The organism is Rhizobium sp. CF122, assembly GCF_000282035.1.
Taxonomy (GTDB): Bacteria; Pseudomonadota; Alphaproteobacteria; order Rhizobiales; family Rhizobiaceae; genus Rhizobium.
The window spans coordinates 1-23,165 of record NZ_AKKA01000086.1; the positions used below are offsets into that span (position 1 = coordinate 1).

Below are 23,165 nucleotides of genomic sequence, written 5' to 3' on the forward strand. Positions count from 1 at the left end.
AATTTCGGCTCTCAGTGGCTCCCATTCGATCGTCGACAAACCAGGCATTGAAAGAGCATCGACGAGATTCCGGCGCTTGCCGGTCAAGCGCTCGAATTCGCTGTACGTCATCAACACATGGGACGGCTTCCCGCGATCTGTAATAATTACAGGTCCTTTTTTGGCAGCCTTCTTTGCCCTACTGACGTCATGGTTCAATTCCCGGCTAGACAAACTTGTGGTGCTCATAGAATGTCTCCATGTAGGAACATACCTACATATATGATGTTATTGACTGTAGAGCAATATCCAAGATAGCCGCCTTGATGCGGATCGAACCGAAGGCCGAAAAATGGCGGCCCAAGAGATTGTTTTATATAACAAACATACACCACCATACGCACGCAAAGCCGTCAAAGTATAACGTTTGAGAAAACTGCTACGCGACGCCGTACAGATCGCGGTACGCGGCATCGGCAATCCGGGCCTTAGCGCCGACCTGGGGCTTGAACGGCATTTCAGGGATGTCCAATCCGTGCTCGTCCATGCGCCGCAGGAAGATACATCTATTTCGATGCTAGGCCGGACCGCGTTCGATCGATGGAATCGGGAAGCCACCCCTTGAGCTATCCGACCGGGCTCGCCGTGGTCAAAACAGCCTAACGAAACAGGAGCCTCACCCGATTACCGCCGTAGATCTCATGCCGTTCTGATCGTTTGTGCATGAGGCATCCGCCCCTGGTCTGCAACCTGCTTTGCATGACCGAGACGAACTCGCAGAAGGAATTTAGATGAGCAATGATCTGATCGTCGGCTTCTCGGGAAATATCTCCCGCCCGTCGCGCACCAGGCGTTTCGCGGAGAGCCTAGCAGCTTCACTGGCGAAGCAGGCCGGCCTGCAGCATACCGTCTTCGACGTCGAAGACCTCGACACATCGCTGGCGGCCGCAAGGTCGGTGGCGGACCTCGATCCGGCCGCAAGAAAGGTGATCCAAACAATCGTCGAGGCCGAAGCGCTCGTCATCGGTTCTCCAACCTACAAAGGGAGTTACACGGGCCTGTTCAAGCATGACTTCGATCTCCTGGATCCAGCAGACTTGCGCGGTAAAACCCGTCATCCTGACGGCAACCGGCAGGGGCGATCGACACTGCTCGTTGTCGAGCATCAACATCGCCCCCAATTCGCTTTCTTTGAGGCTTGTTCTGCCAACGGCAATCTACGCCTCGAGCCGCGATTTCACCGATGGCAAACCGTCAACGGCTATACTCGGTCGCGTAAACCAGGCGCTGGCGGAGGCCTCCATCCTCGTGCAGGCGCGCTCCGCAGCAGACGCAATTGCAGCGGAATAAGTACTCGGCCGGCAAGGGCCTGATCGCCACCGGCTTCGTGGGGAAATTGGAATGACCTCTCTGGTGCAAAGTCAAAACGTCACTTTGCGCTGTGATCTGACCGGCTGGTCCGGGTTGCAAGGGACGGATCGTGGCGGGTGGATCGCTCGCCCAATGGCGTTGCCAGTCAGGATACCGCATCACTCTGCGGCATTGAGGCGATATTCCCGGCGTCGAACTCCGGCTCTCCCCGGAATGCGTTACGGAGAAGACGTTGCCACGCGATTTGGAGAGGGAAATCCGCATCAACAGCCTGGCATTCGAGCGAGGACGCGAACCCCCGCTGTTCATCACAGCTCGTCAAAAGGACCAAATCGCGCTTTGGACGTCGCCGCTGCTTCTCAATCTGGACGGAGTGCCTACATTGCTGCCTGCGCACGCATAGCCTCCATTGGCGAGAAAGTGATGGAAGAATAAATTGCAATATATACAATATGATAGTTAGCTTTCCGATAGTTAGAATTTAAATCCCGACAACACACGACATCAAAAAAATCCGCTGATTCAACATTAGAAACGTGCGACTCTGCACCGAGCTTGAAGATGAGGTGCAGTCCTATTTTGAGGCTTCCGGCCCTCGAGCTGCCGTGACGAGTTCTCTACCCATGCAGCAATGTAAAGGGGCTACGACGTTCGTGCGAACAGCCAGGTTTGCGTGGAACAAACGCGGTGCCTACGTCCGACCTGGACATCAGCGGCCTGCCGGAAAAATACCATAGCGCAGCCTTCTCCGGCGCTTGACCTCGCCCATCAAAGGTTGCACCCTCCGATCTTTAAACCTTTCGGAGAATCAATGGCCGCGCGAATTTTCTACGTCCTGGCTGTTCTGACTGCAGCAGGTGCGCTTCTCTGGTGGGCGTTGAACTGGTGATACACCCGAGGAACGCGAGCGAATCCGGATAGGTTTCGACAGAATCCGTGGGGGTATCCATACGCAACCCGTCGACGACTGGCCCCGCCAGCATCGCGAGGCTTTCTTCGGTCTGAGCGTTGACCTTAAACAGCAGCGATTGAATATTCGTCCCGGAGCTTCATGCCGGCTGGTCGCAGATTTTCTGGCGACCGCTCAAAAACACATTCTCGTCGCCGGATCGTTGCACACTTGCTGCTTCTTCCTTTCATTGAGGGTCAGAAGTGACGAGGGCCTTGCCTTCCGACTTAAAGGCTTTCTCGCGCGATTGTCGGTTGCTAAGCTCAAGTGTTTTGACGCCCAGGAGTTGCAGAGTATAAAGCTTCGAAGACACTACGCAGTGTCTCGCCTGATTCCCTAGGACGGAAGGCCGTATAGCGGCCGCGACGAAAGTCGCAAAACTTGCTGGACCTTCCGCCGTTCCCATTGGACCGGCTTCTGGCGATCCTTTCTCCACGGCAAGATCGCGGATGCCGACCCATTTCCCAGCTAGGATCGCCAGTCCCGACGGCGGACTGCTCGATAGATCATTTTTGCGCATACCGTGGCGCCGCCTTCGTCGGCGCCAGCCGCTGCCTGGTTCCTTAAATCGGAGCCGATTTAAGGACGAAAACCAGGCAGTGGTTCAAACTGTTGCAGCGACGCTTGCGCGGCTGAAAAGACGTACGGCGCCGCAATGGCAGCTTCAGGCAAATCAGGCCGGACGTTGGTCTGGAAAGAACCAGCCCGGCCACGGCAGCCACCGCAAAGGGGGTGTGATGCGTGTGACCTGTTATCGAATGAACAGGGGCGAAATTCCCTTAGGACGATTTGGGCAAGCTGCCGCGGCGATCATGGTTAGCACGGGAACGCCCACGCTGGCCGAGGCTCATGTCAAATGGTTTGCGCCGTTTGACATAGCATCAGCCTCACGACCATTTGCGGAAACCTTGACGAGCATCTGGTTCTGGCTTGCCGTCGCGATCGCGATCCCGCTCTTCGCTATCACCGTCGCCGTCGAGCGCACAGTCGTCGGCGATAGGATACTTATGGCCATGGACCGTCTGGCAGCACCATTGTGGAACCGGGCTGACGACTTCGTCCGCGCCGCGACGGCAGCCTTCTTCATCGCAATCTTCGTTGTTGGCGGTGTCTATCTTACGCCGGATCTAAGAACGCGCTCGGAATGGGTCTCGTGGGCACAGTTGCTTATCGCAGCCGGCCTCTTCTCGCGCCGAACGATGTGGCTTTCCGCCATTGGGATACTCGCGCTCTGGGGTACGGCGCTTTATGAGTATCAGCTCTTTCATCTACTCGACTATCTTGTGCTTGCCCTTGGCGTTGCCGGCTATCTCGTGTCGTTCTCGCTTGAGGGGTCTTCGTGGCAAGAACAGCGTTTCACCATTCTGCGCTTTGCGATCGCCATTACACTGATGCGCTCCAGCCTTGAAAAGTTCGCCTATCCGGACTGGTTCTATCCGCTGGCGCAGGAGAAACCGTTCCTGACCTTCGGGATGCCGACGGATGTATTTCTGCCGATGGCAGGTGTCGTCGAGTTTGTCCTCGGCCTCGGATTGATCTGGACACCTATCGTGCGGCGGTTTTCTGCCATAACACTCCTGATCATCTTCAATGCGGCCGTCATACCATTTGGACGACTGGACTTCGTTGGCCACGGTCTGATCACAATGATGCTGGTGGTTGCGGCGATCGACCCGTCTCGCGAGATCCAAATTGCTCCGGGTTTCCGACGAGCGATCGTCGGTGCACCCATCGGGTTCATTGCTGCCTTGGCGATCCTGGCGCCAACCTACTGGAATTTACATGCGGTTCTTTATGGTCGCGACACGCCGACGCAAATATCAGCGCACGCTGGACACCACCTGGCGATGACAAAGTGACGGCCTTTGAACACACATGGACGGGGGTCTTTCTTCTGTTCGCGACCTTGTCCGTGATTGCGGTCCTGACCGTGGCGTGGCGAGGAATCCGATCCACACCTCATTGGCGTCGATGGCTTTTTTCCTACAGATCTCAGCAATCTTCATCTTGCTCGAAGCGAGCCAAGCCATGATTGCGCAGCAAATACGACGACGTTCCAATTCCCGATGTCGGACTTTGGTCTCGCCCGATGGCGGCCTATGTCGCACACTTCGTTCAACCTAGGTCTATGTCTGTGAGACCGTAACATCCCTACGATACAGGAGGGTCGAAGTGCGAATGCCGGCAACCTCGCGCGTCGAGGAGAGGAGCCGACCGAGGAGGGGCAATGGACTACAGCGCGTTCTTCAGCAACGCCCTGGATGGGCTCCGTCAGGAAGGGCGCTATCGCGTCTTCGCGGACATAGAAAGAGTGGCGGGCGCCTTTCCGCGTGCCCGCTATCACGACGGCGAGCGCGTGCGCGACGTCATCGTCTGGTGTTCCAACGACTATCTCGGCATGGGACAGAACGACAAGGTCCGGCAAGCCATGCATCGTTCGATCGATCTGTCAGGCACAGGCGCCGGCGGCACGCGCAACATCGCCGGCACCAATCATAGTCACGTCTTGCTGGAGCGCGAATTGGCCGACCTTCACGACAAGGAGGCCGCCCTGCTGTTCACGTCGGGCTATGTCTCCAACTGGGCGGCTCTGTCGACGCTGGCCGCGAAGCTGCCGAACTGCGTCGTATTGTCCGATGCCGGCAATCATGCCTCGATGATTGAGGGCATTCGCCATTCCCGCGCCGAGTACCGGATTTTCAAGCATAACTGCCCGGACGACCTGGCGCGCTGTCTGCGCGAGGTCGAACCCGACCGCGCAAAGCTCGTCGCCTTCGAGTCGGTCTATTCGATGGACGGAGACATCGCGCCGATTGCCGAACTGTGCGACGTTGCCGAGCAATATGACGCCATGACCTATCTGGATGAAGTCCACGCCGTCGGTCTCTACGGTCGGCGTGGCGCAGGGATCGCGGAACGCGACGGGGTCATGAATCGTCTGACAATCATCCAGGGCACGCTCGGCAAGGCATTTGGGGTCATTGGCGGATACATCGCCTCAAGCGCGCCCGTCATCGACTTCGTGCGCTCTTTCGCGTCCGGCTTCATCTTTACGACGGCGCTTCCGCCGATGCTGGCGGCCGGTGCGCTCGCCTCGGTGCGGCACCTGAAGGAAAGCCAATGGGAAAGAAAAGCGCAGCAGGATCGCGTTCGGTTGCTGCGCGAGCGTCTCGACGACCGGGGCATTCCCCACCGCGCCAATCCCAGCCACATCGTGCCGGTAATGGTTGGCGACCCCGTGAAATGCCGGACCGTCGCCAATCGGTTACTCGACGATTTCGACATCTATATCCAGCCAATCAACTATCCCACGGTTCCGCGCGGTACGGAAAGACTGCGCATCACCCCCTCCCCTCTTCATAGCCGTGGTGACATCGAACAACTCGTCGAGGCACTGGATGAGGTGTGGGAGCAGACCGGCCTTGTCCGGGCCCCAAGGACTCGCGTGAAAATGCCTCAGGCAGCGCCGGCACATGCTTGGCGCCCTAAGGAGCCGGCTATGTGCACGGCCTGCCGCCAGCTCCTGGCGATGAGCAGCGACCGCGCCATGCTGGAGGCTCACCCCCGGGCGTAGAGAGGTGTCGTCATGAACATCAGACGGCCATGGACGAACACATCGGCCCCGCCCGACAGTAGAGTACTTCGCCGCGCAACCTTGCTGCGAAAAGCTGCAACCGCGACCGCACTTGCGACAATTGTCGTGGCTATCCTCGTCAGCCCTCTTCTTGTCGGCAAGGGGGCGGGCTCACCCCCGCGTGCAGTGCCGGGTGCTGGCGGCGCACCGACCGTCACCGTCACCACGGTCGCCGCCGAACGCCGTCGTCTTGAAACGCGCGCATTCGTCTCGGGGTCGCTCGTTGCGCGCGAGGAAGTGTCCGTCGGCACCGAAAGCCAACATGCCAAAATTGAAGCCGTCCTCGTGGACGAAGGCGACAAGGTGCGGGAAGGACAAGTGCTCGCCATCCTGTCGTCGGACCTCGACGAAATCGCTGTCTCGATGAACGACGTTGAGATCGAACGGGCGAATGCGCTTCTACTGCAGAGCGAAAGCGCGATCGCTCTCGAAGAAGCCAATCTAGACCTGGCGCAGAAGGCGCTCGAAAGGACCCAGCCTCTGTCTCGTAGCGGCGTGACGTCGCTCGATGTCCTCGAGCAGCGTGAGGCCGACGTGAAAGTGGCCAACGCCAAGCTGCGAACGGCGCACCAAACGAAACGCGTTGCCGTTGCCGAACGCGCGATCGCCTATGTCAAACGCCGAGAACTAATGGCCCAACTCGAACGGACCCGCGTCAGGGCACCGGCCGCCGGCATCGTGACCGAGCGGATCGCAAGGCTCGGCGATATCGCCTCCAGTGACGCGCCGCTTTTCCGGCTTGTCAAGGAGGGCGTGATCGAGTTCGAGGCATTGGTGCCAATGCGTATCGTCGGGCGAATTCAGCCCCATTCGCCCGCCGTCGTCACCATCCAGGGGATGGGCACAACCGTCTCCGGCACGCTGCGACATGTCTCGCCGAGCGTCGATCCGTCCACCAGGATGGCGCGCCTTCGTCTTGCCCTTCCCCAATCCGAGGCCTTGAAAATCGGAGCGTTCGCCCGCGCCGAGCTTCCCTATATCGAAGGCACGTCGGTGGTCTTGCCGCTCACCGCAATCCACCAGGCGCCGGAGGGAGCACACGTGGATGTCGTGATTTCGGGCATCGTGGAGAGACGAAGCGTGGTGACAGGGGAGCGCACAGCAGAGCAGATCCAGGTTCTGTCAGGTCTGACTGAAGGGGAGCAGGTCGTGCTGCGCGCTGGCGGAATCGTCCAGGTAGGTACGCACGTGAGACCAGTGCCCGCCGCCGCCGTTCTTGCCTCGAACAGGTGAGGTCGCGCATGTCGTTCAACCTTTCCCGCTGGTCGATCGAACGCCCCGCCTATAGTATTGCGATCTTCGTTCTTCTGGTGGTGATGGGCCTTCTGTCGCTGCGCGCGTTGCCGATCAGCCGTTTCCCCGAAATGGAATCGCCTATCGTCAAGGTTGTGCTTCGGCAGCAGGCAGCATCCGCCAGCGATCTCGAATACGATGTTGCCCAGAAATGCGAAGATGTCTTGTTGAGACTAGACGGCATTCGCCGACTGGATACAGCCATCGAGGATGGCGCGGTCACGTTCAATTTAGAGTTCGACGCCGCCATTGATCCTCAGGTGGCGCTTGAACGGACCGATCGTGCAATGCTTTCGATGCGTGGCGACCTTCCCGCGGCGATCGAGGAACCGGCAATTGCGCTATCGAACCTGCGCGAGATCGCCGTTGCGACCTTCGCCGTGCGGTCGAACGCAATGTCTTTCCAAGCGCTCGACCGCGTTCTTGACGACGATGTGCTACGTCGATTCGAGCGAATTCGCGGCGTCGGCAAGGTCGTGCTGCGAGGCGGCGACGCCCGCGAGGTTCGGGTTTGGCTCGACCCTGACGAGATGCTCGCTCGTGGGCTATCCGCCGACGCTGTCGGCGCTACACTTCGCACCGCCATTACCAACGCCTCGGCCGGCATTGTATCGGCCAACGAATTCGATCGACCAATAAGGACCGTATCGGCACTGACGGGCATTGCCGCGCTGGCCAGCGTCGCACTGCCGGATACCAACGGTGCCGGCTTGAGGCTTTCGGATGTTGCGCGCGTTGAGGATGGCTGGGTCGACGCCGGAGGCTTCGCCCAACTGGACGGCGAACCGATCCTGGCCCTGTCCTTCTTCACGGAGAAAGGCGCAAACGAGGTCGAAACATTCAACCGCATACGCACAGCGGTCGATGACTTGGCCAGCAAGGACACGCGTTTGCAGTTCACGCTGCTGGACGAGAACGCCAGCTACACGCGCAACAATGCCGCAAGCACGATGCATGCCATGCTCGAAGGCGCCATCTGCACGATTGCGGTGCTGTTTTTCTTCTTGAAGGACTGGCGTTCCGTCATGATCGCCGCAATCAGCCTGCCACTCGCAGTGATCCCGACCTTCTTCATCATGGACGCACTCGGTTTCTCGCTGAACCTCGTCTCGCTGCTCGGACTGACGTTGGCGATCGGCCTCCTTGTCGATGACACCATCGTCGAGATCGAGAATACGGCGCGGCACCTTGAAATGGGAAAGGCGCCGCATCAGGCGGTCATCGACGCGACGGAAGAGATCGGCAGCTCGGTTATCGCAATCTCATTGACGATCGTTGCCGTCTTCGCGCCGCTCGCCATGATCGGGGGCACGCCCGGTCAATATTTTCGCGAGTTCGGCTTGACAGTGGCAGCGGCAACACTGGCATCTCTGCTGGTGGCCCGTCTTATAACGCCGCTGCTCGCCTCGAGATTGCTCCGGCCGAGTACGCCTGATCCAAGTACCCCTGCCTTGCCCACTGAAGGCCGCTATTCCAGGCTCCTCAGGTTCGCGACCGGCCGTCATCGGATTGCGCTTGGACGATCCCACGCGGACCTACCTCCCCGATACGCCATAGCCATCGACATGTCCTTTGTCACGATCGGCCTGGGGATCGCATCGCTTGCATGGGCCGCCCTCTTCGTCCTTCCGGGCTTGGCACGTGGCTTCATTCCGGAAGAGGATGGAACGCGGCTCAAATTTGCAATCGAGATGGCAGGCGGCACGAGCAATGCCGCAATGCGTGAGAAATCCAGCGAAATCGCCAGATTGCTCGCCTCTGACAGCGAGGTCGTACATGTCTACGCCTATAGGGCTTCCGCCGCCCGACTGGCGAACCTGCAGTCGATCGCCGTCCAGCTCGCGCTGACAGACCCGGCCCACCGAGCGCGAACGCGCCAAGCCATCGCTTCTGACATCACCCGAAAATTGAGGTCCATCGCCGACATTCGCATCAGCCAGGTTAGCCTGACGGGGGGGCGACAGTTCACTGTCTCGTTGCTGTCACAGGATGCGGTGGCGTTGGAGCGCGCGGGAGAGTGGCTCGCGTCCTCCATGGCGTCCATGCCTTCAATCCGTGACGCGACATCATCCGGCACTACGCACAGGGCAGAGCTTCAGGTCATTCCGGACCTCGACCTTACCGCCGCTATGGGACTTAAGCTCGACTCGCTATCGAACGCATTGCGTGTCGCAACGATGGGCGACAGGGATCGGGCGCTCGGTTCCATCCAGATCGACGGCCGGAACGTTCCTGTTCGTGTTGAGGTCCGCAGATCAGGCGCAGACTCATCCCTCATTGAGCTCATGCCATTGCGCACCGCAGATGGAAAGGTGGTTCCGCTGGGGGCGGTTGCCCGCATCGTGGAAGGGTACGGGCCGGCGCTGATCCTGCGCCAGGACGGGCTGCGCCGCATCGAACTTAACGCCGATTTGGCCGAGACCGCCTCGCCCGGAACGGCACTTGCGCAACTGCAATCATGGATCGAGCGACATCCGCTGCCGGCCGGTATACGCCTGCAAACAGCCGGGGAAACACGCTCGATGGAAGACTTCTTCGCAAGCTTCGTTGAAGCGACTATTCTCGGATCGACCTTTGTTTTCGTCATTCTCTTCGTGCTTTTCGGCAGCCCGTTCCAGCCACTGACCATCCTCCTGTCCCTGCCGCTATCACTGTCTGGAGGGCTCGTCGCGCTGGCCGCAACCGGCCATGGCGTGACAATGCCGGTCTTGATCGGAGCCCTGATGCTCATGGGAATCGTTGCCAAGAACGCTATTTTGATCGTGGACCTGGCCAGTCGGATGATTGACGCGGGCGCGCCGCCGCGCGATGCCGTCGTCCTGGCCGCCGAGCAGCGCCTTCGCCCGATTGTCATGACCACGGCTGCCATGGCCGCCGGCATGGTGCCTGTCGCCCTCGGGGTTGGCGATGGTGGTGCATTCCGTGCGCCCATGGCGATCTTCGTCATCGGCGGCCTTGTCGCCTCGACGCTCTTGTCGCTGGTGTTCGTGCCCGCACTCTTCCTACAGGTCCACAGGGTTGGCGCCCTGATCACCGGCCATTGCTTAGGCCAGCACCCACGGCGGCTGCGGCTTGACCAGCCGAACAACGATAAGCCGTAAGAAGGGTGACGTCAGGTCAGCTTGGCCAAGGAGGCTTTTGGCAGTTGCTTGGCTCAGGTCGTCCCGGTGACGGCCTTCCAATGTGCGATCGCTCTGAGGCGATGCAAATGGACGGCGGTGGCTGAGTGTTTTGAGCGTGGCGGCCCAAAGAGATTTGGTACCACCCTTGTTCTTTATTCAAATCATCAAATCGCCAAGGTCGCATCAGCAGTTCATTAGGCATTTTGCATCATCATGATGATCTTATTGGAGAAACTTCATGATGCGCACTTCAGTCATAGCCGTTGTCGCACTGCTGACCGCCATGTCGGCGGCCAACGCGGCCGAGCGGCTCCGGATTGCCACCGAGGGCGCGTATCCGCCCTTCAATCTCATCGACCAGAACGGAACGCTTAAAGGGTTCGACGTGGATATTGCTAAAGCGCTCTGCGAACAGCTCAAGAGCGAATGCACGTTCCAGACCGTCGAGTGGCCAAAGATCATCGACGGGCTTGAGGCAGACAAGTACGATTTGATCGTTGCCAGCATGGCCTACACAAAGGAACGCGCCGCACGCGTCGAATTTTCAGCCCCGTACTATCGATCCCACTCTGTGCTCGTTGGTGACGCCGACAAGTTCACAGATAGCTCGCCGACCGCGCTCACCGGTGTCCGTATCGCCGCCGCCGAGGGAACAATTCAGGCTGACTACGTGAAGCAGGCATACACACAAAGCGTTCTCGTCTTGGCCAAGGATCAACCGTCGGCACAGCAGCTGCTTGAAGAGAACAAGGCTGATCTTTTGATTGGCGACGCCATCGAACTTCTGAGTTTCATGGAGACGGGGAAGGGTTCTGCATACGGATACGTCGGCGATCCGATTTCGAGCGAATTTCTACAAAGTTCGGCTCATATTGCTGCGCAAAAAGGCAACGTGGAACTGATCGCTCGAGTGAACGACGCCTTGAAGCAGATCAAGCTCAACGGGGTCTACGATAGAATCAACGACCAGTACTTCCCCTTCAGCATTTACTAGGGACGTAGACTTGAAGGAACCTAAGGCTGCTTCATCGTGGAACATCTCGCTTCAGTCTGCTGGAAGGATCTTGCTCGCAGTCGTCGTCGCCTATTGCACGGTGGCCGCGATAGGCGCAGCTCTTTTGCTAACGCGAATTGAACATGAAGCGATCGAAACCCGAGAGAAGCAGATTCCTCTCATCCTCTCCCAGACACGCAACGCAGTTAAGATCGAAAGAATGTCTTCCCTCGTAAGGGCGGTCTTTCTCACCAACGATCGGCGTCTCGAGCGGCAACTTCAGCTTCAGATACAGGCCCTAGCTCAAGGTTTTGGTTTCGACGGCTCGCCAATCCTGATCGACGGTTCAAAGAAAGTTGCCGGTCTTGCCAAGTCGATCGTCTCCGCTCATCAGCAGCGTCGCGATCAAGCGGCGCAACGGGCCGGCGGTCAGCTGGAATCCAGCCAATCGCTCGCCGACCTCTCGGCCTACGAGGAGGCCATGCGGATCATCGAGAAGATGGCAAAGGAGACAAGTGACAACTCCGCTTTCGTCGCCGACGACATCGCGGCGGGAATACAAGAACGCGCAGTAGAAGTCCGTTACCTGGTAATCGTTTTCCTCACTATCCCGGCAATCCTTGTGGCGATGCTGCTCGCTCTTGCCCGCAGGCATTTGACCGCCCCGATTGTCGCGGCCATCGTGAATCTCGATCGGATCGAGAAGGACCAAGTCTTAAAGGCCACAACGGACCGGCCAAAACTCAAGGAGCTCGCGCTCATTGGCGATGCAGTCATTTCTTATGGAAGCACCGCGTCTGAACTGCGGCGAACGAACCTGGTGTTGCAAGTGCTGGCTGAAAAGGATCCGCTAACAGGCCTGGCGAACCGACGGATGTTCGAGAAATTTCTAGCGGCGTCGATCCTCAGGTCAACGTCGGAGACAGGAACCGCGATCTTGCTCATCGACATTGATCACTTCAAGGCCATCAACGATCGATTCGGGCATCCGACCGGAGACCGTTGTCTCAAATCGCTGTCAGACCTACTGGCCAACATTCCGGATCTATCTAACCCGCTCGCGGCAAGGTTTGGTGGCGAAGAATTCGTGGTTGTCTACGATGCTCCCTGCGCCGATCATGCGGCAGAATACGCCCGCTTCCTCTGCAAGAAAATCGCGCAACTTGAAACAACGGGCGTTGACGGAAACACAATTCGTTTCACAGGCAGCGTGGGTGTCTCATTCACAACCTCCAGTGCGGACGATCCTTCGGACCTTATGGAGAAAGCGGACCGCGCGCTCTATGCGGCAAAAAGGTCCGGACGAGATTGCGCTGTTGCTTATAGCGAGCTGTCAAATGACGCGACCGCGCGCCAATCGCATCTGAGGTCATAGAACAATCGCCTTTGCCGCGCCGGCGAAAGCGTCCGGCGGCAATATCCTCCAAACATCGATGGGATAATGTCTCTTTCACTACACATTTCGTTGCAGAAGCAAAAATGAGCTACTCCTCTCTGAACGCCCACGATCCGCGTGTCTTCGCGGTGATCGCGCTGCTCACCGATGCCTCGAGCAAAAGAGATGTAGCCGTCGCGTGATTTTACATTTCTGTCAGCCGGTTTTGCAGTGGCGCTTACTCGGACTTAAGTCCCACTAGCAACTCAACTTCAATCCTGTACTCTGCAGCCGTCCTGCCCCAAGGGGCGGGATAGGGGGGAGCCTTCGCCCCATAGGAACAGGTGCAAACCGTCCCCCAACGAAGGTTCTCCTCTCAGTATCCCACCCTTGGGGAAAGGAATGCTGGTTGTGGATCGTTCAGATACTCCTGCTAACAAAGCCCCGTCACACTACATTTCCCCTATTAAGCCCGACACGCCGCCCCTTCGTTATCAGGTAGGTAGGAGCGCGAAGGTCGCAGCAAGGTGGGCTGTCGTTGACACCTTCACGGGATGGCCCGTTTACGCCCGAGGTATTCCTCTCGACGGCCTGCCAGCACACGAAGTTGACGATCTGGTTCATGAACTGAACGAACGGGACTTGAAAGCTCGAGAGCGCCTCAATGTAGCCCGCCGCGAATTTTCGGAATTTTGACACGGACTTCACGGAATTGTCGAATTCGGCTAAAGGGCGGTTCAAAGCCCTTTTAAGGCGCGTTCTCCTAGATCTCATACACGGCTGCATTATCCTGCACTTCGGTATCTTGCTCAGTGCATCATCGCCAACGCCGCCGTGAAGAAATCCTCGCCTCCGAAGTTTCCCGATTTCAGCGCCAGCAGCATATCGCCCTGCGCATTGCCGATCGTGCGCAAGACCGGCACGCCAGGCGCGATCTCCGGGCCGATCAGAAATGCCGGAATGGCGAGCCTGTCGACGGCGGCACCCGAGGTTTCGCCGCCGGCAACGACCAGGCGCCGCACGCCTCTTGCCACCAGTTCGGCGGTGATGATCGAGGTTGCGGTTTCGATCGCATGGCCGGAGGCGTCGCGTCCGTATTGCGCTTGCAGCCGGGAAACGGTTTCCGGCGCAGCACTCGCGGCGACGACAACCGGACCGGTCGAGATGCGGTCTCCAGCCCACGAAATCGCCGCGGCAATCTCATCTGGACCGGCAAGCAGCCGCTCCGGGTCGAGCCGCAGAACCGGCATCGATCGTTCGGCGACCTCAAGCTGCCGGAGCGTCGCTCTGGAGCAACTGCCGGCGACGATCGCCGAAAGCCCGCCGACGGGGCGAATGGCGTCCGCCGTTATAGTGCCGCCGGCAGAGGCTCGACCTGAGCGGACAAGTGCGCGGGCAAGGCCAAGCCCGAGGCCCGACGCGCCGGTGGACACCGGCGTTTCCAGCGCGATCTCGCCGAGCGTCTCGAGATCGCGTTCGAAGACCGCATCGGCTATCGCCGACCTGACACCTGCCTCGCGCAGGACCTCGAGCCGGGCTCTGAGCGTATCCGGTCCCGCCGCAATTGACGGCAGGTCGATCAGCCCGATTGATCCACGCGATTGCCTGGCCATCACGCGCACGAGATTGGCGTCGTGCATCGGATTGAGGGGGTGGTCCTTGAGCGGGCTTTCGTTCAGTGGCTGTCCGCCGACGAAGAGATGGCCGAGATAGACGGTGCGGCCCGTTTCCGGAAAGGCGGGCGTCACCAGCACCACGCCACCGCCCGCGGCATCGCTTAGCGCCTCGGTGACCGGACCGATATTGCCGGCATCGGTGGAATCGAAAGTCGAGCAGATCTTGTAGAGTACATGGGCCGAGCCGCGCCCGCGCAGCCATCGTTCCGCCTTACTCGCGGCCGCTACCGCGTCCGAGGCAGGCACCGAGCGGATCTTCAGGGAAACAACGACCGCGTCGACGTCCGGCAGCGCCAGCGACGGATCGGGGATGCCGACCGTCTGCACCGTGCGCAGGCCGTTTTTCGTCAGCGTGTTGGCAAGGTCGGACGCGCCTGTATAGTCGTCCGCGATCGATCCGAGCAATATAGTCATTGTCTAGCTCCGTGCAAAAGGTCTGAACCAGCCAAGACCGTCCAGTGTGTGGCCGCGCGGGATGTACTCGCAGCCAATGAAACCGTCATAGCCAAGGCGGTCGATTTCGCCGAACAGATAGGGATAGTTGAGCTCCTCCCCGTCCGGCTCGTTGCGTGACGGCACGCTGGCAATCTGGATATGGCCGGTGATCGGCATGAGGCGGCGCAAGGCCATGACCACGTCACCATGGATGATCTGGCGGTGATAGATGTCAAACTGGAGCTTCAGGTTCGGCAGGCCGAGGTCCGCGATCAGCCGCTCGGCGGCGCCGAAGTCATTGAGGAAATATCCCGGCATGTTTCGCCCATTGATCGGTTCAAGCAGGAGGTCGATGCCCTCCTCCGCAAGCCGCCCGGCAGCGTAGGCGACCGAGCGCCGGTAAGACGAGGCGGCGTCCTCGTCATGGGGATCGGCAAGACCGGCCATCAGATGCAACCGCTTCACGCCCGTCGCTGCCGCATAGTCGAGCGCCCGCTCCACATCCGACTTCAATGCTTCGAAGCGTCCTGGAAGCGCCGCGATACCCCGCTCGCCGGCGGCCCAGTCGCCCGGCGGCAGATTGAACAAGGCCTGCTGCAAATTGTTGCGGGCAAGCCGTTCGGCGATCGCCTCCGGCGGGGCTTCATAGGGAAAGAGATATTCGACGGCGCAAAAGCCGGCATCGGCCGCGGCGTCGAAGCGGTCGAGGAAGGGCCATTCGTTGAACATCATCGTCAGGTTGGCGGCGAAAACCGGCATGGTGAAGTTCCCTTTACAGGCTCTGCGGCTCTTTGGCCGCACCGGGCAATTGAGCGCCCGAAAGCTGGGCGTAGAGGCGCGCGAGCGAGGAATCGTCGTCACGCCCCATGCCGGCACCCGCAGCGGCCAGATACATCTGCAGGGCCGCGGCCGCCAGCGGCACCGGATAACGCTCGGAGCGGGCCATGTCCTGGACGATGCCGAGGTCCTTGACGAAAATCTCGATGCTGCTTAGCGGCGTATAGTCTCCCGCCAGCACATGCGGCACGCGGTTTTCGAACATCCAGGAATTGCCGGCCGAAGCCGTGATCACCTCGTAGACCTTGTTAAGATCGAGACCCTGCCTGGCGGCGAAGGTTATCGCTTCGCAGGCGGCCGCGATATGCACGCCGGCGAGAAGCTGGTTGATCATCTTGAAGGCAGCACCCGTTCCGGCCGCGTCGCCGAGTTCGTAGACCTTGCCGGCCATGGCGTCGAGACCGGGGCGGGCTGCTTCGAACGCCTGCATGGAGCCGGATGCCATGATCGTCAGGGCGCCGCTGGCCGCCTTGGCGGCACCACCCGAAATCGGCGCATCGAGATAATTGTGCCCAAGCGCCTCCGTCCGTTGCGACAGGTCGCGTGCGACGGCCGGATCCATGGTCGCCGAGGAGACGAAGACGGCACCGGGCTTCATCGTCTTCGCGACGCCTTCGGGGCCGAACAGGACGGCCTCGGTCTGCGCGCCGTTGACGACGACTGAAACAACGATATCGGCACCTTCTGCCGCGCCGGCGGGCGTGGCCGCGCCGCGGCCACCCTCGGCGACGAAGCGATCCACCGCCGCAGGCGTGATGTCGTAGCCGACGACGTCGAGACCTGCGCGTTTCATCGATCGGGCCATTCCAAGCCCCATGGAACCCAGACCTATGACGGCCGCGACAACGGCGGGGCCTGGGTTTTCAGCAAGCGGTGACATGACGATGTTCTCCAGTCTTGTAAGGGAAAAGCTGCCCCTCCGGATGCGGCCACCCGGAGGGGTCGATATCTAGCGATTGACGGTTTGCGCAGGCACCGTCAGCACGGCCAGCGAACCGATGATCAGCGCTGCTGCCAGTAAATACATGCCAGCGCTGTTGGTGCCGGTGAGGTCCTTCAGATAGCCAACCAGAAACGGCCCGAGGAACCCGGCGAGATTGCCGACCGAGTTGATCCAGGCAATACCGGCCGCAGCCCCCGTTCCAGCAAGAAAGGCGGTCGGAAGCGACCAGAAGAGTGGCGCGCAGCTGATGGCGCCTGCAGCGGCCAGCGAGAGGCAGACGATTGCGACCGTCGTGCTTGTCGCCGAAGTCGCCGCGACAAAGCCGCCAGCGGCGATGAGCGCGGGAATGACGAGGTGCCACCGGCGTTCGCGCAGCCGGTCGGCGGAGCGACCGAGCGCCAGCATGGCGACGAAGGTGCAGATATAGGGGATCGCAGAGATCAGTCCGATGTTCAGGTTTCCGGTGACGCCCGAGGCCTTGACGATGGTCGGCATCCAGAAATTCAGGCCGTATTGCCCGAGCACGAAGCAGAAATAGATCAGGCACATCAGCCAGACGCGGCGGTCCGTCAGGGTTCCGGCAATGCTGTGCGGGCTTGCGACCTTGGCCTTGTTCTCCGCCTCGATATTCGTCGTCAGCACCTGCTTTTCCTCATCGCTCAGCCATCTCGCGTCACCGATCTTATCATCAAGGTAGAAGAACGTGGCGACGCCGAAAAGGAGGGCTGGAATGGCCTCGATGAGGAACATCCACTGCCAGCCGGAAAGGCCGTGCGTACCGTGGAAACTGTCCATCAAGAGGCCCGAAAGCGGATTGCCGAAAATGGCGGATATCGGGATCGCTGACATGAACGTCGTGATGATCCTGGCGCGGCGATGGGCCGGATACCAGGCGGTCAGATAGAGAATGATACCAGGGAAAAATCCGGCTTCCGCAACGCCCAGCAGGAAACGCAGGACATAGAAGACGGTTTCCGACGAGGTGAACATGAAGGCGGCGGAAATGATGCCCCAGGTCACCATGATGCGGGCGATCCACACCCGCGCGCCGACCTTGTTCATGATGATGTTGCTCGGCACTTCGAACAGAAAATAGCCGATGAAGAAAATGCCTGCGCCGACGCCGTATGCGGCTTCCGACAGGCCGAGCTCGCTCGACATCTGCAGCTTGGCGAAACCGACATTGACGCGGTCGAGATAAGCGACCACGTAGCACAGCATCAAAAAGGGCACGATGCGCCAGAATACCTTGCCATAGGCACGGTCTTCCACCGCCTGTGCGGCGTACACGCCATCGACTGGCGCCTGCGTCTGCAGCGTCATGATTTTCTCCTCCAATTGTTGCCGCGGTCTCAGTCGGTCCTCCCGCGGCACGCCAAGCCACTTTTGGCAGCGCTGCCATTTTCATTAATCCATTTTGGCAGCGCTGCCAATACAAAATTGGTAGCGCTGCCAAAAAAATCTTGCTTCTTGGCGGCAGCGGTGAAAAATGGGTGCCGATGGATCATCGCGCGGGCATGCCCGCTGACGAGGAAGTCGTCGCAGAGCTGGGTTCAAAAGTGACCATGGAATTCAAACATCAGGCGACGGTGACGCTGGCCGAGGTCGCCGAAGCAGCCGGTGTCGGCGAGAGCACGGTGTCGCGCGTACTGCGCAACCACGGCTCGTTTTCCGGCAAGACGCGGGACCGGGTGATGGCTGCGGTCGAGCGGCTCGGCTATGTGCCGAACCGGATTGCGGGAACGCTGGCTTCGACCGGTTCGCGTCTTGTCGCCTTCGTCATTCCCTCATTGTCCAACATCGTCTTTCCCGATGTGCTGCGAGGCGCCAGCGCCGTCCTGGAGGAAAACCGGTATCAGGCAGTTTTCTCCGTCACTGATTATGATCCCGAGAAGGAAGAAGCGCTCGCCGCCGCGATGCTCGCCTGGCGGCCGGCTGCGGTCATGCTGGCAGGATACGAGCACACCGAGGGCACGGTAAAGATGCTGCGCGCGAGCGGTTGCCGGATCGTGGAACTGCTCGATGTGGACGGCGATGCTCTCGACATTTCGGTCGGTTTCTCGAACCGCGCGGCCGGACGCGACAGTGCCGCCTTCCTGCTCAAGCGGGGCTATCGCCGGATCGGCTATGTCGGTCACGACCTGAACCGCGATACCCGCGCCGGCAAGCGGTTTTCCGGCTTTTGCGAAACGCTCGGCGCGCATGACGCGCCGCTCGCCGACCACGAAATTCTGGCTGGAGCATCATCGGTGGAGAACGGCAGGCTGGGGCTGGAGCAGTTGCTCGCCCGCACGCCCGGTCTCGAAGCAGTCTATTTCTCGAATGATGACATGGCGCTCGGCGGTTATTTTCACTGTCTGGCGCGGGGGATTTCGATCCCCTCGCAGCTTGCCATTTTCGGCTACAACGGCCTCGATATCGGCCGGGCGACGCCGCAGCCGCTGTCGACCATCCGCACGCCGCGCGTGGCGACGGGACAGATGGCAGCGCAGCTCGTCGTCGCCAACGCGCCACCCCAGGTCGTCGATCTCGGTTTCGAGCTGATCGAAGGGGCAACCGCCTGATTGAGGAGGAACTGTCATGTCCGACACGCGCCTGCGTGAGGAAATCTGCCGCTACGGCCGCTCGCTGTTCGAGCGCGGGCTGACGCCCGGTTCGTCCGGCAATATTTCGTTGCGGCTGGAGGATGGCGGCTGGCTCGTCACGCCGACAAACGCCTCGCTCGGCTTCCTCGATCCGGCCCGCATCTCAAGGCTGGATGCCGAAGGCCGGCATCTTGCCGGCGACAAGCCGACCAAGGAAATCCCGCTTCACACGGCACTTTACGCTACGCGCGGCAGCGCCCGCGCCATCGTCCATCTTCACTCCACCCACGCGGTGGCGCTGACCATGCTGCCGGAGATCGATCCGCGCGCCGCCCTGCCGCCGATGACCCCCTACTATCTCATGCGCGCTGGCGAGACGGCGCTCGTTCCCTACTATCGTCCCGGCGATCCGGCGGTGGCCGACGCAATCCGCGGGCTGGCGGGCAAATATTCGTCAGTGCTTCTGGCCAATCACGGACCGGTCGTCGCCGGCGACAGCCTGGAGGCGGCGGTATTCGCTACCGAGGAGCTGGAGGAGACGGCGAAGCTCTATCTGTTGCTGCGCAATCTCAACCCCCGCTACCTCAGCCCGGCGCAAGTGGCCGATCTTACCAAGACCTTCGGCCTCGACCTGCCGTCGCATCACGACCACGACCACGATTGAATACGTGATCGGACTTCAAGGTGTTCATTCCTTCACCGCCCCGGTCATGGACGAGACGTAATAGTCGACGAAGAAGGAATAGAGGATCACCACCGGCAGCGAGCCGAACAGCGCACCCGCCATCAACGCTCCCCACTCGAACACGTCGCCGCGGACAAGTTCCGTCAGCACACCGACGGGCACGGTCTTGTTTTCCGAAGACTGGATGAAAGTCAGCGCATAGATGAACTCGTTCCAGGACAGCGTGAACGCAAAGATACCCGCCGATATCAGTCCGGGGACGGCAAGCGGCAGGATGATCTTGATCAGAATCTGCCAGCGTGTCGCGCCATCCACCAGCGCGCTCTCCTCGAGCTCGAACGGGATCGACCTGAAATAGCCCATCAGCAGCCACGTGCAGAAGGGAATGAGGAAGGTCGGATAGGTAAAGATCAGCGCCAACTTGGTGTCGTAGATGCCGAACTTGAAGACGATGAAGGCGAGCGGAATGAAAAGGATCGAGGGCGGCACGAGGTAGGCGAGAAAGATCATCAGCCCCACCGGCCGCGAGCCCGAATACCGCACCCGCTCGATCGCGTAGGCCGCAAAGACCGAAGCTGCGAGCGACAGAAACGTCGCGCAGGTCGCAACCAGCATCGTGTTCCACAGCCAGCCCGGATAGGAGGTCTCAAACAGCAGGTACTTGATATGATCGAGCGTCGGGCCAACCACCCAGAAGGGGCTGTAGTTCGTATAGTCGGTCAGCTGCGAATTTGGCTTTATCGCCGTGATCGCCATCCAGTAGAACGGAAAGAGCAGCACGAAGACGAATACCGCCATCGGCAGATAAACCATCACGATCCGGCGCGGCAGGCGATTGAGATAGCTCATTCCTTGTACGTCATCGGTCAAAACGGCGTCTTCGGATTTAACGGTCGTGGCCATTGTCATTCTCCCCCAATCAATCCTGGCCGCCCTGCTGCCATTTGCGGCGTTGCAGGCCGAAGAAGCTGAACATGATAGCGGCAAGCAGGAAGGGGATCATCGCCACGGCGATCGCCGCCCCCTCGCCCAACTGTCCGCCGGGAATGCCGCGCTGGAAGGACAGCGTCGCCATCAGATGCGTCGCATTCACCGGCCCACCCTTGGTGAGAACGTAGATGAGCTGGAAATCGGTAAAGGTGAACAGCACCGAGAAGGTCATGACGACGGCAATGATCGGCGTCAGCATCGGCAGCGTGACGTAGCGGAAGCGCTGCCAGCTTGTCGCGCCGTCCAGCGATGCCGCCTCCTGCAGTGAAGCGGGAATGGTCTGCAAGCCGGCGAGCAGCGAAATGGCGACGAAGGGAATGCCGCGCCAGACATTGGCTGCGATCACCGAGGCCCGGGCATTCGTCGGATCGCCGAGGAAGTTGATCGGGCTGTCGATCACGCCGAGCTGCATCAGCGACCAGGAGATGATCGAGAATTGCGCATCGTAGATCCACCAGAAGGCCAGCGCCGAAAGCACCGTCGGAACGACCCAGGGCAAGAGCACGATCGCCCGGAAGAAGGATTTGAACGGCAGGTTCTCGTTCAACAGCAGCGCCAGCCAGAGCCCGAAGACGAATTTCAGGATCGACGCGACGATCGTGTAGAGAAGCGTGTTGAAGACCGCGAGCCAGAAGACCGAGTCCTCGGCAAGGAAGATGTAATTTTCCAGCCCGATGAACACTCCGTCACGGCCGATGCGCGTATCGGTGAAGCCGAGCCAGACGCCCAGACCAAGCGGATAGGTCAGGAAGCAGACAAGGAAGACGGCGGCCGGCAGCATGAAGAGGAAGCCGATCATATTCCTGTTCTGCATGAGCGAAGCCATCGCCGATGGCGGCTTCCTGGACGATACTTTGGGCATCGGACATCTCCCGTATGACGAATTTGGGAATGGGGACCGGCGGCAGCATTTCCGCCGATACCCTATCTTCGCGGCCTTGCGGGCCGCCGCCGGCTCAGACCCGGTAGTAGCGGTTTGCTCGGCGCTCAGCCTCGACAATCGCCTCTTCCGGTGTCTTCTGCCCCGTGACGGCGGTCGCGAACATGTCGACCAGCACATAGTCGGCCATCACACCGGCGGACGCATAGCCGAGCGGCCCGGCATAGCCGTTGGGACGCAGCGTTTCGGAAGCGCGCGCATAGGGCGCGTGGATCGGGTCGGACGTCCAGACAGGATTGCTGGCGAAGGCCTTGAGCGGCTGGCAGCAATAGGCGCTGGAGCCCGTGATCCAGGCATTCATCTGGTCGGCCTCCATCATGAACTTGATGTAAGCCTTGGCCGCTTCCGGATATTTCGTGTGGTTGAACAAAAGCAGCGAACTCGTCTGATGCAGTTCGACGCTCTGGCCGACCGGGCCGACCGGGAAGTTGGTGGTGCGGATATCGGCCGCAAGTTCCGCCGTCGCCGGGTCCTTCTTCGCCGCATAATAGAGCGAGACGCCGTTGGCCGTCAGCGACACCTGGCCGGCGAGGAAGGCGCGGTTGTTGTTGATGTCGAGCCAGCTCTCGGTGCCCGGAATGAAGGTCTCGTACAGCGCCTTGGCATAGTTGATCGCCTTCAGCGTCTCGGGGCTGTTGATGACAACCTTGCCGCTTTCATCGACCATCTTGCCGCCATGGCTCCAGAGCAGCCAATGGGCATAGTTGTTGCCGTCGCCGACGGCTTTGCCGTGCGGGAACCCGGCGGGCGTTCCCTTGGCCTTCATGGCCTTGCAGAGTTCGAGGAAACCATCAGTATCCTTCGGGAATTCGCTGAAGCCGGCCGCCTTCATGTGGCTGTCACGGTAGCAGACGGCGTTGCCGATGGCCGTCAGCGGCATGGCGATGAACTTGTCGTCGCGCGTCGCATAGCCTTTCACGCCATCGTACCATCCACCATATTTGCCGCCGAGATAGTTGGCGAGCTCGGTCAGATCGACAAGTTTGTCCGGGTATTGGTGGGCGTCGTCAAACCAGCACATCACCAGATCCGGCCCGGACCCGACATTCGCAGCGACCGCAGCCTTCGGGCGAATGTCCTCCCAGCTTTCCTTGTCGATGCGGACCGCAACCCCGGTCGCTTCCGTGAATTTTGCGGTATTGGCAAGCCATGCATCCTCATCGCCCTTGACGAAGGGTGTCCAGCGCAGCAGCCTGAGGCTTGCACCTTCCTCCGGCTTGTAGGCCGGTTCCGCCGCTTGAGCGAAAGACGGACGGATGCCGAAAGGCGAAAGACCGGCCATGCCCGCGATCGCGGCAGATGCGGTAAGAAAATCACGTCTCTTGAAAGTCATCATGCTCCTCCTTCGTGGCACGGG

Annotated in this window: 17 protein-coding genes and 2 pseudogenes; 11 read left to right on the forward strand and 8 right to left on the reverse strand. The window is 60.1% G+C overall.

What is annotated here, in order from left to right; genetic code table 11:
* The coding region (locus PMI09_RS22085; RefSeq protein ID WP_007799665.1) for a type II toxin-antitoxin system Phd/YefM family antitoxin at window positions 1–228 on the reverse strand (228 nt) is incomplete at its 3' end.
* A 190-nt stretch (window positions 229–418) separates the two neighbouring features.
* Between PMI09_RS22085 and PMI09_RS32285 the strand changes: the two are divergent.
* From PMI09_RS32285 to PMI09_RS22120, 9 genes and pseudogenes are all read left to right on the forward strand, one after another.
* Window positions 419–642, forward strand: a pseudogene (locus PMI09_RS32285) (acyl-CoA dehydrogenase family protein); the annotation flags it as partial.
* Between the two features lie 128 nt (window positions 643–770).
* Window positions 771–1,352, forward strand: coding sequence for an NADPH-dependent FMN reductase (locus tag PMI09_RS22090; RefSeq protein ID WP_007799666.1), 582 nt, complete (start codon window positions 771–773; stop codon window positions 1,350–1,352).
* Between the two features lie 1,855 nt (window positions 1,353–3,207).
* On the forward strand, window positions 3,208–4,158 hold the full coding sequence (locus tag PMI09_RS22095; RefSeq protein WP_193385414.1) for a DoxX family membrane protein: 951 nt from the start codon (window positions 3,208–3,210) through the stop codon (window positions 4,156–4,158).
* Window positions 4,155–4,339 (forward strand): annotated as a pseudogene (locus PMI09_RS32855) (hypothetical protein); the annotation flags it as partial. The gene PMI09_RS22095 and the pseudogene PMI09_RS32855, both read left to right, overlap by 4 nt.
* A gap of 187 nt (window positions 4,340–4,526) precedes the next feature.
* Window positions 4,527–5,873, forward strand: coding sequence for a 5-aminolevulinate synthase (gene hemA, locus PMI09_RS22100; RefSeq protein ID WP_007799672.1), 1,347 nt, complete (start codon window positions 4,527–4,529; stop codon window positions 5,871–5,873).
* 12 nt (window positions 5,874–5,885) lie between these two features.
* Window positions 5,886–7,166 (forward strand): efflux RND transporter periplasmic adaptor subunit, encoded by a 1,281-nt coding sequence (locus PMI09_RS22105; RefSeq protein WP_007799674.1) that lies wholly within the window; start codon window positions 5,886–5,888, stop codon window positions 7,164–7,166.
* A gap of 8 nt (window positions 7,167–7,174) precedes the next feature.
* Window positions 7,175–10,327 (forward strand): efflux RND transporter permease subunit, encoded by a 3,153-nt coding sequence (locus PMI09_RS22110; RefSeq protein WP_007799676.1) that lies wholly within the window; start codon window positions 7,175–7,177, stop codon window positions 10,325–10,327.
* A 304-nt stretch (window positions 10,328–10,631) separates the two neighbouring features.
* Entirely contained in the window at window positions 10,632–11,342 is a 711-nt protein-coding gene (locus PMI09_RS22115) for a transporter substrate-binding domain-containing protein (RefSeq protein WP_244423803.1), read from the forward strand.
* A gap of 70 nt (window positions 11,343–11,412) precedes the next feature.
* The gene (locus tag PMI09_RS22120) at window positions 11,413–12,717 is read left to right on the forward strand and encodes a GGDEF domain-containing protein (protein WP_007799681.1); all 1,305 of its coding nucleotides are present in this window, start codon (window positions 11,413–11,415) and stop codon (window positions 12,715–12,717) included.
* Window positions 12,718–13,526: 809 nt separating this feature from the next.
* Here the strand turns inward: PMI09_RS22120 and otnK are convergent.
* From otnK to PMI09_RS22145, 4 genes are all read right to left on the reverse strand, one after another.
* Entirely contained in the window at window positions 13,527–14,807 is a 1,281-nt protein-coding gene (gene otnK / locus PMI09_RS22130; protein ID WP_007799684.1) for a 3-oxo-tetronate kinase, read from the reverse strand.
* A 3-nt stretch (window positions 14,808–14,810) separates the two neighbouring features.
* Window positions 14,811–15,587 carry a 2-oxo-tetronate isomerase gene (gene otnI, locus PMI09_RS22135; RefSeq protein WP_007799688.1) on the reverse strand — a complete coding sequence of 259 codons (777 nt, stop codon included), beginning with the start codon at window positions 15,585–15,587 and terminating at the stop codon, window positions 14,811–14,813.
* Between the two features lie 13 nt (window positions 15,588–15,600).
* Window positions 15,601–16,545 (reverse strand): L-threonate dehydrogenase, encoded by a 945-nt coding sequence (ltnD, locus tag PMI09_RS22140; RefSeq protein ID WP_007799690.1) that lies wholly within the window; start codon window positions 16,543–16,545, stop codon window positions 15,601–15,603.
* Between the two features lie 69 nt (window positions 16,546–16,614).
* The gene (locus PMI09_RS22145) at window positions 16,615–17,931 is read right to left on the reverse strand and encodes an MFS transporter (protein ID WP_007799692.1); all 1,317 of its coding nucleotides are present in this window, start codon (window positions 17,929–17,931) and stop codon (window positions 16,615–16,617) included.
* A gap of 242 nt (window positions 17,932–18,173) precedes the next feature.
* Here PMI09_RS22145 and PMI09_RS22150 point away from each other — a divergent pair, with 242 nt between their 5' ends.
* On the forward strand, window positions 18,174–19,172 hold the full coding sequence (locus PMI09_RS22150) for a LacI family DNA-binding transcriptional regulator (RefSeq protein WP_037083808.1): 999 nt from the start codon (window positions 18,174–18,176) through the stop codon (window positions 19,170–19,172).
* Between the two features lie 16 nt (window positions 19,173–19,188).
* Window positions 19,189–19,857, forward strand: coding sequence for a 3-oxo-tetronate 4-phosphate decarboxylase (gene otnC / locus PMI09_RS22155; RefSeq protein ID WP_007799696.1), 669 nt, complete (start codon window positions 19,189–19,191; stop codon window positions 19,855–19,857).
* A gap of 24 nt (window positions 19,858–19,881) precedes the next feature.
* Here the strand turns inward: otnC and PMI09_RS22160 are convergent, their stop codons facing one another.
* The 3 genes from PMI09_RS22160 to PMI09_RS22170 form a co-directional block, all read right to left on the reverse strand.
* Window positions 19,882–20,781, reverse strand: a complete 900-nt coding sequence (locus PMI09_RS22160) for a carbohydrate ABC transporter permease (protein WP_007799699.1) — start codon at window positions 20,779–20,781, stop codon at window positions 19,882–19,884.
* A gap of 16 nt (window positions 20,782–20,797) precedes the next feature.
* Window positions 20,798–21,730, reverse strand: coding sequence for a carbohydrate ABC transporter permease (locus PMI09_RS22165; RefSeq protein WP_007799701.1), 933 nt, complete (start codon window positions 21,728–21,730; stop codon window positions 20,798–20,800).
* 94 nt (window positions 21,731–21,824) lie between these two features.
* Entirely contained in the window at window positions 21,825–23,141 is a 1,317-nt protein-coding gene (locus PMI09_RS22170; RefSeq protein WP_007799703.1) for an ABC transporter substrate-binding protein, read from the reverse strand.
* Between the last annotated feature and the right edge of the window lie 24 nt (window positions 23,142–23,165).

Excerpts from the sequence above, each read along its gene's own strand:
- PMI09_RS22090 (WP_007799666.1), top strand. The coding sequence starts at position 771 with ATGAGCAATGATCTGATCGTCGGCTTCTCGGGAAATATCTCCCGCCCG.
- hemA (WP_007799672.1), top strand. The coding sequence starts at position 4,527 with ATGGACTACAGCGCGTTCTTCAGCAACGCCCTGGATGGGCTCCGTCAG.
- PMI09_RS22105 (WP_007799674.1), top strand. The coding sequence starts at position 5,886 with ATGAACATCAGACGGCCATGGACGAACACATCGGCCCCGCCCGACAGT.
- PMI09_RS22110 (WP_007799676.1), top strand. The coding sequence starts at position 7,175 with ATGTCGTTCAACCTTTCCCGCTGGTCGATCGAACGCCCCGCCTATAGT.
- PMI09_RS22115 (WP_244423803.1), top strand. The coding sequence starts at position 10,632 with ATGTCGGCGGCCAACGCGGCCGAGCGGCTCCGGATTGCCACCGAGGGC.
- otnK (WP_007799684.1), bottom strand. The coding sequence starts at position 14,807 with ATGACTATATTGCTCGGATCGATCGCGGACGACTATACAGGCGCGTCC.
- otnI (WP_007799688.1), bottom strand. The coding sequence starts at position 15,587 with ATGCCGGTTTTCGCCGCCAACCTGACGATGATGTTCAACGAATGGCCC.
- ltnD (WP_007799690.1), bottom strand. The coding sequence starts at position 16,545 with ATGTCACCGCTTGCTGAAAACCCAGGCCCCGCCGTTGTCGCGGCCGTC.
- PMI09_RS22145 (WP_007799692.1), bottom strand. The coding sequence starts at position 17,931 with ATGACGCTGCAGACGCAGGCGCCAGTCGATGGCGTGTACGCCGCACAG.
- PMI09_RS22150 (WP_037083808.1), top strand. The coding sequence starts at position 18,174 with ATGGAATTCAAACATCAGGCGACGGTGACGCTGGCCGAGGTCGCCGAA.
- otnC (WP_007799696.1), top strand. The coding sequence starts at position 19,189 with ATGTCCGACACGCGCCTGCGTGAGGAAATCTGCCGCTACGGCCGCTCG.
- PMI09_RS22160 (WP_007799699.1), bottom strand. The coding sequence starts at position 20,781 with ATGGCCACGACCGTTAAATCCGAAGACGCCGTTTTGACCGATGACGTA.
- PMI09_RS22165 (WP_007799701.1), bottom strand. The coding sequence starts at position 21,730 with ATGCCCAAAGTATCGTCCAGGAAGCCGCCATCGGCGATGGCTTCGCTC.
- PMI09_RS22170 (WP_007799703.1), bottom strand. The coding sequence starts at position 23,141 with ATGACTTTCAAGAGACGTGATTTTCTTACCGCATCTGCCGCGATCGCG.